Source organism: Deltaproteobacteria bacterium (assembly GCA_028818775.1).
Lineage (GTDB): Bacteria > Desulfobacterota > Binatia > UBA9968 > JAJDTQ01 > JAJDTQ01.
Genome location: JAPPNE010000045.1, coordinates 1 through 10774, shown reverse-complemented (window position 1 = coordinate 10774; position 10774 = coordinate 1). Strand labels below are relative to the sequence as shown.

12 protein-coding genes are annotated in these 10774 nt (G+C 65.1%); 4 read left to right on the top strand and 8 right to left on the bottom strand.

Features of this window, described 5'->3' with window-relative positions; genetic code table 11:
- The 3 genes from OXU42_04345 to OXU42_04335 form a co-directional block, all read right to left on the bottom strand.
- Positions 1 to 352, bottom strand: a 352-nt coding sequence (locus OXU42_04345) for a chromate transporter (protein MDE0028621.1), incomplete at its 3' end; no start/stop codon positions are given.
- Between the two features lie 134 nt (positions 353 to 486).
- Complete coding sequence (yghU, locus tag OXU42_04340) at positions 487 to 1365, bottom strand: glutathione-dependent disulfide-bond oxidoreductase (GenBank protein ID MDE0028620.1); 879 nt, start codon at positions 1363 to 1365, stop codon at positions 487 to 489.
- A 198-nt stretch (positions 1366 to 1563) separates the two neighbouring features.
- Positions 1564 to 2526 (bottom strand): NAD(P)-dependent oxidoreductase, encoded by a 963-nt coding sequence (locus OXU42_04335; protein MDE0028619.1) that lies wholly within the window; start codon positions 2524 to 2526, stop codon positions 1564 to 1566.
- 231 nt (positions 2527 to 2757) lie between these two features.
- On the opposite strand from OXU42_04335, the gene OXU42_04330 reads away from it, so the two are divergent.
- From OXU42_04330 to OXU42_04315, 4 genes are all read left to right on the top strand, one after another.
- Positions 2758 to 3819 (top strand): amidohydrolase family protein, encoded by a 1062-nt coding sequence (locus tag OXU42_04330; GenBank protein ID MDE0028618.1) that lies wholly within the window; start codon positions 2758 to 2760, stop codon positions 3817 to 3819.
- A 116-nt stretch (positions 3820 to 3935) separates the two neighbouring features.
- On the top strand, positions 3936 to 4424 hold the full coding sequence (locus OXU42_04325; protein ID MDE0028617.1) for a cupin domain-containing protein: 489 nt from the start codon (positions 3936 to 3938) through the stop codon (positions 4422 to 4424).
- Positions 4425 to 4536: 112 nt separating this feature from the next.
- Positions 4537 to 5520 carry an AEC family transporter gene (locus tag OXU42_04320; GenBank protein ID MDE0028616.1) on the top strand — a complete coding sequence of 328 codons (984 nt, stop codon included), beginning with the start codon at positions 4537 to 4539 and terminating at the stop codon, positions 5518 to 5520.
- A gap of 165 nt (positions 5521 to 5685) precedes the next feature.
- A complete protein-coding gene (locus tag OXU42_04315; protein MDE0028615.1) occupies positions 5686 to 6471 on the top strand; it encodes an SDR family NAD(P)-dependent oxidoreductase in 786 nt (261 codons plus the stop codon).
- A 28-nt stretch (positions 6472 to 6499) separates the two neighbouring features.
- On the opposite strand, the gene OXU42_04310 is transcribed toward OXU42_04315, so the two are convergent.
- From OXU42_04310 to OXU42_04290, 5 genes are all read right to left on the bottom strand, one after another.
- Positions 6500 to 6835 (bottom strand): type II toxin-antitoxin system PemK/MazF family toxin, encoded by a 336-nt coding sequence (locus OXU42_04310; protein ID MDE0028614.1) that lies wholly within the window; start codon positions 6833 to 6835, stop codon positions 6500 to 6502.
- Positions 6832 to 7092, bottom strand: coding sequence for an AbrB/MazE/SpoVT family DNA-binding domain-containing protein (locus OXU42_04305; protein ID MDE0028613.1), 261 nt, complete (start codon positions 7090 to 7092; stop codon positions 6832 to 6834). Before OXU42_04305 ends, OXU42_04310 begins: the two co-directional genes overlap by 4 nt.
- 161 nt (positions 7093 to 7253) lie before the next feature.
- Positions 7254 to 8234, bottom strand: coding sequence for an aldo/keto reductase (locus OXU42_04300; protein MDE0028612.1), 981 nt, complete (start codon positions 8232 to 8234; stop codon positions 7254 to 7256).
- 232 nt (positions 8235 to 8466) lie between these two features.
- On the bottom strand, positions 8467 to 9678 hold the full coding sequence (locus OXU42_04295; protein ID MDE0028611.1) for an ATP-binding protein: 1212 nt from the start codon (positions 9676 to 9678) through the stop codon (positions 8467 to 8469).
- Positions 9679 to 9758: 80 nt separating this feature from the next.
- A partial coding sequence (locus tag OXU42_04290) for a multicopper oxidase domain-containing protein (GenBank protein ID MDE0028610.1) occupies positions 9759 to 10774 on the bottom strand: 1016 nt, incomplete at its 5' end.

The following is a 10774-nucleotide window of genomic DNA, read 5'->3' as shown; positions in this document are numbered from 1 at the left end:
GGAACAGCGCGGCCACCAGCGGCAGGTGGCCTCCGGCCGCGTAGAGCATCGCCAGGCCGAGCACCACCAAGGCGCCAGGCACCACGAACAGGAGGCCCGCCGCCAACCCGCCGGGCACGCCGCGGAGCTGCCACCCCGAGTAGGTGGCAAGTTGCATGGCCTCGGGGCCGGGCAGCAGCATGCAGAAGCTGAGCGCGCCCAGGAACCTTGGCTCGTCGAGCCACCGTTCCTCCTCCACCAGGACACGGTGCATGAGCGCGATCTGCGCCGCCGGCCCACCGAAGGAGAGGATTCCGATGCGCCAGAATACGGCGAACAGCCGGCGCCAGGTGACGGCTGAATCCCGACGCACGTCGGCACCGGAGTCTACGACACCCGTCCTTTCCTCTTTACTTGGGGGTTCCAGGGGGCTTCATCCGACCTGAGCACGCGACGAGGTAGATCTTCGCCGTCGCGCTATCGAAATACTCGCCGGACCCCGGTACGCTACTCGGCCGCCTCGAGCTTGTCCTGCGTCCGCAACTCGAAATCGGAGGCGTCGTGGCGCTCGCGGAGTTGCTGATCGAGCGGGCCGGAGCTCTTATTGACGATGCGGCCGCGTTTCACCGCATCGCGCGCCGCGATCTCGTCACGCCAGCGCAACACGTTCTTGTACGATTGCGAGTCGAGGAACTCGGCCGCGCCGTAAAGGCTGTCCGCCAATGTGAGCACGCCGTACCAGGGCCAGATGGCCATGTCGGCGATGGTGTAGGCATCCCCGGCCGCGTAGCGGTTCTCGGCCAGCCGCTTGTCGAGGACGTCGAGCTGGCGCTTCACCTCCATGGCGAAGCGGTCGATGGGGTACTCCATTTTGTAGGGGGCGTAGGCGTAGAAGTGTCCGAAGCCGCCGCCGAGGTAGGGCGCGGAACCCATCTGCCAGAACAGCCAGGACAGGCACTCGGCGCGCTCCGACGGGTCCTCCGGGACGAAGGCGCCGAACTTGTCCGCCAGGTAGAGAAGGATGGAGCCCGACTCGAAGACCCGCGTGGGCGTGGGCATCGAGTAGTCCACCAGCGCCGGGATCTTGGAGTTGGGATTGATGCCGACGAATCCGGAGCCGAACTGGTCGCCCTCGCGGATGTTGATGAGCCAGGCATCGTACTCCGCGCCGCCATGCCCGGCCGCCAGAAGCTCCTCCAGCATGATCGTGACCTTGACGCCGTTGGGCGTCCCCAGCGAGTAGAGCTGGAGGGGGTGCTTGCCGCGAGGCAGCTCCTTCTCATGGGTGGCGCCGGAGACGGGCCGGTTGATATTGGCGAACCGGCCGCCGTTCTCGCGTTCCCACTTCCAGACTTTGGGAGGGACGTAGTCGGGGGTATCGGTCATGGTGGTCGTCCTTTGCGTGGCTTTGCTTTTCACGGCATTGAGCCGATGAACTCGGCAGGCGAGATGGCGTCCTTCGACTTCGCTCGGCAGACCTCGCTACGCTCAGGACGAGCGGTGGCTGGTCCCTCCAACCGTTCGTCCTGAGCGTAGCGCCGCGCCAGCGGCGCGGAGTCGAAGGACGCCATCTTCAGGTCTCCCTTAGTTTCCCTTCCCCTTGAGCCGCCGGTACCAGCCCACGAAGTCCGACACCGCCGCCGGGATGTCGTACTCGGCGTCGAAGCCCAGTTCGGTCTGGGCGCGGGTGATGTCCAGGAACACCGAGGAGGTCTGCGAGGTGGTGGCGCTTTCGTCGATGCCGAGCTTGGCGCCGGGGACCACCTGCTTGAAGATGTCGATGAGCTCCTGGTTGTCGTAGGGCTTGCCGACGCCGAGGTTGAAGACACGGCTCTTGACGCCCTCGGTCTGGAGGGCCAGGACCACGCCGCGGGCGGCGTCCTTGGAATAGAGCCATTCCATGACGCCGGGCGGGACGGTGTGCTCGACGCCGTCCACCGACTTCTCCACCAGGGTGCGGAACATGGCGCTGGGGCGGCCGCCGCCGCCGGGGATCCAGGGGCCGCACACGTTGGGGAAGCGCACGGCGCGGAAGTCGACGCCGTGGGAGCGCGCGTAGTTGTAGCCCAGGTTCTCGCCCGCCTGCTTGGTGGCCGAATAGAACGAGCTGGGCCGCGGCAGCGCCTCCTCCTTGCTGTGGTCGCCGTTGTCCTCGCCGCCGGCGATCCCCCGGGCCACGGCCGCGGTGCTGATCATGACCACCCGCTCGGCGCCGTGGAGCCGCGCCGCCTCCAGCACGTTGGCGGTGCCCATGATGTTCACCTGGATGGCCCCGTAGGGGTTCTCCTGGGCGCCGGTGCCGAGGTTGGGATAGGCCGCGGTGTGGATGATGCGGGTGATGCCGTGCTCGTTGATCACCTTGCCGAGGTCGAAGGGGTTCAGCAGGTCGCCGCGGAACAGGGTGACCGCGCCCACGTCCCCTACAACATCGGCCAGCGCGGTGAGATTGGGTGCAATATCGAACAGGACGGGCTTCTCGCCCTGCTGCACAAGGATGCGCGCGATCTGGGAGCCCACCAGCCCCGCGCCCGTGATCATGGTCGTCATGAGTTGCCTCCGATGGTGAGTTTGGCGGCGGGTGCGCGCCCGCCACGCGTGCAGAAGTCCTCATAGCACAATGCACTCCCGAGTGCATGGCGCGCCTCCCACTCCCCCGCCCCTGTATCCCGGGTCAAGCCCGGAATCACGAGGACGAGGGGTCGTGCCTACGGTGGACAAAACCGCCCAAAAAAGCATAAGAAGTACCTCAACAGACGAGCAAATGAGGAGGAACGAAACTTGAGTGTAAGCATGCCAACCGCCACGAGCACCGAACAGGAACTGGCCGAAGAAATCATCGTATCCGCGGACTCCCACATCATGGAGCCCACGGACCTCTGGGTGAACAACCTGCCGGCGAGCTTCAAGGGCCGCTATCCCGAGTTTCCGCCCCGGAACGCCATCGGCGAGAAGCCCGGCGGCTACGACCCGGGCGCGCGGGTGGACGAGATGGCGGTGGACAGGGTGTCGGCCGAAGTGTTGTACCCGACCCTGGGGCTGCGTCTCTTCGCCCTGGAGGACGCGGAGCTTCAGGAGGCCTGCTTCGAGCTCGCCAACGACTGGCTCATCGACTACTGCAAGGTACACCCCGACAAGCTCGTGGGCGTGCCGTCGGTCTCGCTCTACAACGTCGACAACGCCATCAAGGAAATGGAGCGCTGCAAGAAGGCCGGGCTGGTGGGCGTCCTGATCTGGCAGGTGCCGCCGGAGCACCTTCCCTTCACCAGCGACCACTACAACCCGTTCTGGGAGGCGGCACAGGACCTGCAGATGCCCGTCAACCTCCACATCCTGACGGGCTTCAACTACAGCCGCTATGAGCGCCACGGCCTGGACATCTACCGCATGACCGTCAACCAGAAGCTGGCGGACGCCGCCAACACGCTGTTCGACCTCGTGTTCGGCGGCCCCATGTCCAACTACCCCGACCTCAAGTTCGTCTACGTGGAGAACGAGATCTCGTGGATCCCGTTCTACCTCCACGAGTGGGACAAGTACTTCAAGCGCCACGCCAGCAGGGCGCCGCTGCCGCACATGAAGAAGCTCCCCAGCGAGTACTGCAACGAGCAGTTCTACGCCACCTTCTTCAGCGACCCCACGGGGGGCCGTCTGCTGGACTGGTGGGGCAGCGAGACCTGCATGTGGTCCAGCGACTACCCCCACGCGGCGTCCACCTGGCCGCATTCCCGCCAGGTCATCGCCGACGAGCTGGGCCATCTGCCGAAGGATATCTTCCGCAAGGTGGTGCGCGAGAACGTGCTGCGGCTCTACGACCTGAAGCTGGAGGGTATCAACGCCTGAGAGGATTTTGATCGACTAAGATGGCGCCGTTCGCCTGAGCGTAGCGCCGCGTGAGCGGCGCGAAGTCAGAGGGCGCCATCTCGGAAAGAACAGGAAAGTTCGGAAAGGAGTTCATCATGGAAGCAGTCGCCGAGAAACAAGAGGTCCTGGAACACCCCAAGGCTTACAGGTACTCGCTCAAGACCCCCTACATGCAGCAGGGCCGGGTCACCCAGCTCGTGGCCAAGACCGACAACATGTGGATCCACACCAAGATCAACTCCGAGGGCGGCGAGAACGCGGTCCACTGCCACCTGGACGAGGACCATTCCTTCGTGGTGCTGGAAGGCCAGATGTCCGTGTTCGACGAGAAGGGCAACGAGCTGAAGATCGACAAGTACCAGGGGATCATGATCCCCAAGGGCGCCTACTACCGCTACCTCAACACCGGCGACGGCAACCTCGTGGTGCTGCGCATCGGCTGCGGCATCGACGCCAAGCCGCCGCGGGGCGACGACGCGCGCCTCGGCCCCGACGGCAAGGAAATCCCTTCCGACTCGGAGGAGAACAAGACCCTGCCGCCCATCGAGATGCCCGGCAAGTTCTTCGCGGAGTCCGCGGGGTAGTCCTTTAGTCGCGTAGTCCCTATCCGGCGCCTCGGGGGGTCCGTTTCCTCGGAATCCCCGAGGCGCCGCCGTTTCTCCTCCCGCGCAGGCCGGTCGCGCCGTTTTCCGACTGATGCTGCACCACACCGGCCAGATCCTCTACAACATCCTGCTGCCGCTGCTGCTCATGGTGGGCTTCGGCACGCTGCTCCAGCGCTACCAGCCGCTGAGCCTGGAGACCCTCGCGCGCGTCAGCATGTACCTGCTGGTGCCGTCGTTCCTGCTAATCAAGATCTACGACAGCGACATCCCCTGGAGGGAGATCGGTCTCATCGCCCTGGTCTTCCTGATCGTCCTGGGCGTCCTGGGGTCGCTGCTGTTCGCCAGCGGCCGCGCCGTACGCGCGCCCAACAAGACCGTCGCCGCCGTCATCCTCGGCAGCATCGTGTTCAACGCCGGCAACTTCGGCATCCCGGTGGCGCACCTGCTCTACATCGAGGGCGGCACGCTGTTCCAGGGCCAGCCGGACACGGAAGCGGGCCTGCACGTGCAGGCCCTGGTGGTGATGCTCAGCAACCTGCTGGTCTGGTTTCTGGGCTACGTGGTGCTGGCGGTGGCCAGAGGCGGCCGCGCCCGTGAGGCCCTGGGCATCTTCAAGCTCCCCATCCCCTACGCCCTGGTGACCTCTTTCGTATTGCGGGAGATCCGCCTGCGGTGGTTCAACGGAGCGGACTTCCTGCCGATCGTGGTCTCGTTCCCCTTGCGCTCGTTGTCCGGGGCGCTGGTGCCCATGATGCTCGTGGCCCTGGGCGCGCAGCTCGCGCGGGGAGCCCGCTGGCGCCGCTGGCGCGAGGTCGTGCCCATCGCGTTCGTCAAGCTCCTGGCCCTGCCGGCGCTCATCGGCGCCACGGTCTACGCCTTCGGCCTCTGGCCCTGGCCCGGCGCCCACCTCATCATCGGCGCCGCCGCCCCCACCGCCGTCAACACCCTCATCCTTACCATCGAACTCGACGGCGACGCCGAACTAACCGGCGACATCGTCTTCTGGACCACGATCTTCTCCGGCGTGACGGTGGCCGGCGTCATCGCGGTGGTGACGGCGCTGGGGGCGGCTTGATGCGGGCGAGGCCAGGATGATACCTTCGACGCCCGACAAATCAGACACATTATTGGCTCACGAAATGAATCTTGAACCCCGCACTCGTCATTCCCGCGCAAGCTTGCCCTCGACCCCGATCGGGGGCGGGAATCCAGGGGTGGAGAGGGGTCTTTGGGAGGAATCATGAAACTGGCAGACCAGGTAGCAGTCATCGTCGGCGGCGCCCGCGGCATCGGCGAAGCCATCGCCCACACCTTCGCCCGCGAGGGCGCGAAAATCGCCCTGGTGGACCTGGAGAGGACGAAGACCGAGTTGGACGGCGTCGCTCAAGCCATCCGGGAGAAGGGCGGCGAAGCGGTGGCCATCACGGCCGACGCCACCGACCTTGCGCAGGTCGAGCGGATGGTGGCGGACGTTGTGGCGCGGTGGGGCCGGCTCGACATCCTCGTCAACAGCGTCGGCTTCCGCGGCCCCATGGTCCAGGTGCACGAGATCACCGAAGAGGAATGGGACAACGTCCTCAACGTCAACCTCAAGGCGATCTTCCTCTGCTGCAAGGCAGCCCTCAAGGTCATGATCGAGCAGAAGCACGGCAGCATCGTCAGCATCTCCGGCACCGCCGGCCGCGAGGGAATGGCGCTGCGCGGCTCCCTGTGCGCCGCCAAGTGGGGCCTTCTGGGCCTGACCCAGACCATCGCCAAGGAGGCCGGCCCCTCCGGCGTCCGCGCCAACATCATCTGCCCCGGGGGCATGGACGAGGCCGACCTGCGGGAAATGTACCGGGACCGCGCCAAGGGCCTCGGCGTCACCTTCGAGGAATTGTGGGAAAGCGTCCTGGCCCACACCCCGCTACGGAAGCACGCCCTGCACGAAGAGGTGGCCAACGCCGCGCTGTTCCTGGCGTCGAGCGACTCGTCCCACACCACCGGCGAGGCATTGAACGTGTCGGGGGGAAGATTGATGTCCTGAGGGGTGAAGGCGGGTTCCAAACCTCCCGCTATCCCCCATACATCTCCGTGATGATGCGTCGAAGCCTGCGTGCTTCCTCGGCAGCCAACCGGTCCAGCCTGCGCGCTATCCGCTGCTTGCTTATCGCGCGTATCTGGTCGACGGCAATCTCCGCTTTCTTCCCGGCACATTCAACCTGCAACCGACTCCGCCACTCGGGGTGCAGTGCCGTGGTGAGAGGACAGACGACGACCGTATCCAGGAACTGATTCATCTCGTTTTGGCTTACAACCACTACAGGCCGGACCTTGCGGATCTCGCCACCCACCGTGGGATTGAGGTCGGCAAAGTAGATGACGTAACGCGCGGGAAAGGTGGCCATCATTCCACGCCGTCGGCCACTGTCACGTCGAAATCGCTCCAGTCCTCCTCCTCGGCGGCCATGGCGCGGTAAGTATCCGTCCACGACAGCGTGTTCTTCTCCCGGCTGTAAAGAAGCACACCTTCCTCCAACTCTTCCAGAACGAGGGAATCGCTCCATCCGTACTTCTGCAAGAGAGCCTTCGGAAGACGGATTCCCTTTGAATTGCCCACCGCGACCAACTTGACGTCTCTCTTGGCTGTTGCCTCGACCCTTTTCATCGTCGGACCCCCTCCTTGAGGCCATCTAAGCGTAATTACTGTAATTACCTAGTTGGCCCGATGTCAAGCCTCCCGTGCTCCGTGCGGTGGCTGGGCTTGTTTGGCGAAGGCCCTGGAAACGCCGGAAGTGGCCGGGGGTGCGCATCGCTCGACCCCACGGACTACACGTTCACCCGCTTCATATCCCGCGTGCGATCGCCGGCGGCGGCACCGTAAGGCAGGATGGCGTTCAGCCGCCGCAGGTCCTCGTCCGTCAGCTCCACCTCCACGGCCTTGACGTTCTCCTCCAGGTGCTTGCGGCTCTTGCTGCTGGGGATGGGAATGATGTCCGGGCCTTGGGCCATGAGCCAGGCCAGGGCTAGTTGGGTGGTGGTGATGCCCTTGTCGCTGGCGACTTCGTCCACTTGGGCGAGCAATTCCAGGTTGCGCTCGATGTTGCCGGGTTGGAGGCGGGGCTGGTTGCGGCGGTTGTCGCCTTCGGAGAGATCGCTCAGGTCACGGACGGCGCCGGCGAAGAAGCCGCGGCCCAGGGGCGAGTAGGCCATGAGGCCCATGCCGAACTCGCGGCAGGCGTCGATGTTGCCCTGCTCGGCGTCCCTGGACCAGAGCGAGTACTCGATCTGGAGCGAGACGATGGGGTGGACCTTCTGCGCTCGGCGAATGGAGTCGGCGCTGGCCTCGGACAGGCCGATGTAGCGGGCCTTCCCCTGCTCCACGAGACGTGCCATGCCACCCACGGATTCCTCCACCGGGACGGCGGGGTCGATTCGCGACATGCAGTAGATGTCCAGGCAGTCGATGCCCAGCCGTTGCAGGCTTTCCTCGCAGGTCTGGATGAGATACTTGGGCGAACTGCCCCCGTCGAGGCCGGTGCCATCGGCGGCCCGTGGGCTGCCGGACTTTGAGTGGATCACCACTTGGTCGCGCCGGCCCTTGATGGCCTTGCCTATGAGCACGTGGTTGTGGCCGTTGCCGTAGCTGGCGGAGGTGTCCAGGAAGTTGATGCCGAGCTCGAAGGCCCGGTGCAGCGTGGCGATGGACTCGTCGTCATCTCCCGCTCCGTACATGCCCGACATGCTCAGGCAGCCGAGCCCCATGGGCGACACCTTGTAGTCGGTGGTACCGAATTGGCGGTATTCCATGTGCGCTTCTCCTCGTTTGCGTCCCTCGTCTCGCCTGAAGTGATGGCGTCCTTCGACTTCGCTTCGCGAAGCCTGTCCTGAGCCTGTCGAAGGGCTCAGGACGAACGGGAAAATGGCCCGCACAACCGTTCGTCCTGAGCGTAGCGAAGCGAAGTCGAAGGACGCCGATGTCCCAGGCTGTGCCATTACTACGTCTTTGGTCGCGTAGAGGCAACGACATCCGGTGGGCCGGTCATGCAGGCGCGTCCCCGGAGACAATGGCAGGGAGGTCGCGTAGCGCCACGGCGGCGACGCCTTCACCGAGGGAATGGCTCGACACGGGCCGGCCGATGACGTAGTGGGGGCCGGGACGCCAGGGGCTGTTCGACGCGGCCAGCCCGGCGCTCACCCGGAGGAGGCCGCGCGCGTCGCGCAGGGTGGGCCGCTCGCTCCACTTGCACACCATGAAGCTTAGGACGCCGCCGGCGTCGCGCACGAAGTCCACCTCCTGGCCGCGCTGGTCGCGATAGTACCAGAAGTTGACCGGGGCGGACTCGGCTTCGTTCAGCTTGCGCATCTCCGCGAACACGAACGTCTCCCACACGGCGCCCAGGGCCGGCGACGTGAGCAGCGTGGAGGCGTCGAGCCCCAGCAGAAAACAGAGCAGGCCGCTGTCACGGAAATAGACCTTCGGCGTCTTCACCACGCGCTTGCCGAAGCTCACGTGCCAGGGTTCCAGCAGGACGATCTGGCCGGACGCCTGGAGCACGCTCACCCACTCGCCGATGGTCTTCACCGCCACTCCGGTGTCCCGCGCGACGTCGCTCTTGTTGAGCATGGCCGCCGACCGCGCCGCCAGCACGCGGACGAAGCGCTCGAAGTCCCGAAGGCTCGCCACGTTGAGGATCTGGCGGACGTCGCGTTCGAGGTAGGTGGCCAGATACGAGGCGAAGAAATCCGCCGCAGGCAACTCCGGCGCGCGCCACAACTCCGGGAACTGGCCCCGGGCCATCAGTCCGGCGAGGCTGGCCGCGTCGTCGCCGGGCGGGGTAACGGCGTTGATCTCGTGCAGCGCCAGGTTTTCCAGCTCGACCATCCCGCAACGGCCGGCAAGACTGTCCGAGATCCCCTTCATCAGCGTGAAGTTCTGGCTGCCGGTGAGAATGTAGCGCCCCATGTCGTGGCGACGCTCATCGATGGCCGCCTTCAGGTGGCGGAACAGGCCGGGCGCGTACTGCACCTCGTCGATGAGAACCGGCGCCGGATGGTGGTGCAGGAACAGGTCCGGGTTGCGCTCGGCCTGATCGGCGGTCGTGGGCAGGTCCAGGGAAACGTAGTGATGATCCGGGAAGGTGGCCCGCATCAGGGTCGTCTTGCCCGCCTGCCGCGCACCGGTGACCACCACCGCCGGAAAGTGCGCCGCGAGACGGAGCAACCGGTCGGCCATAATCCGGGGATACTGCATCCGGATATTATGGGGTTAGAAGTAAAATTTGTCCACACCGGCGAGTCGCTGCTGTAGAAGAGGCCAGGCGCGCCCCTGCATTACTTATCCTGTGAATCTCTCGGCCGGCTGCCGAGTTTCTCCGGGTCTTCCACGACCAGGAACTGGCCCATCATGCCGGCATCTTCGTGCTCCATGATGTGGCAGTGGTACATGTATGGGACCTGGGGATCGGCATATCGATCGAAGGGCATGATGATGCGGACGGTATCATCGGCAGGCACCAGGACAGTGTCTTTCCAGCCACGCTCGGCGCCAACGGACGGTTGGCCGTTGCGATCGAGAATCTGGAACTGGACCAAGTGGATGTGAAAAGGGTGGGCCTGGCCGCCGGGATTGCTCACTTCCCAGATCTCGATGTCTCCCAATCGCACGACCTCATCGATTCTCCCCATGTCCATTAACTTGCCGTTGATCGGCGGCCCCCTACCCGGTCCGGCCGGCGTTCCGTCCCGTAGTAGCCCTCCCAACACCATCGGACGGGTCTTGGCGGCGTCCGAGGCCTTGATGCGGGGGATGGTGTTGAGGCGCCCCGGCAATGCGTGGGACGCGCGTTTAGCCGGCTGGGGAACGATCTTCAACAGCTCCAGGTGCCCGTTGCCGAGTCCGACGAAAAACGACCCGATGGTGTCCAGAAACCCGGCTTCCGGGAAGCTCTTCAACACCACCTCGGCGCCATCGCTGAAGTCCACCAGGATCTCGGCCCGCTCGCCGGGCGCGAGGGTCACGCGGTTGGTCTGGAGGGGTGTCTCGAGGAATCCGCCGTCCGTGGCGATCTGATGGAACACGCGGTTGTCATCGAAGCCGATGTAGTAGATCCGCGCGTTCGAGCCGTTCAACAGTCTCAGTCGGATGCGCCGCGACTCGACCTGGAGAAACGGACTCCAGGTCCCGTTGACCAGCATGGTGTCGCCGTACACGGCGCCCTGGTTGATGGCGAAGACAAACGCGCCGTCGTCGTCGAACAGCCGGTCCTGGATCACGACCGGAATGTCGTCGACACCGTAGGTCTTCGGCAGGTCCAGCGCCTCGCTGTTGTCGTCGTCGATCCACATGA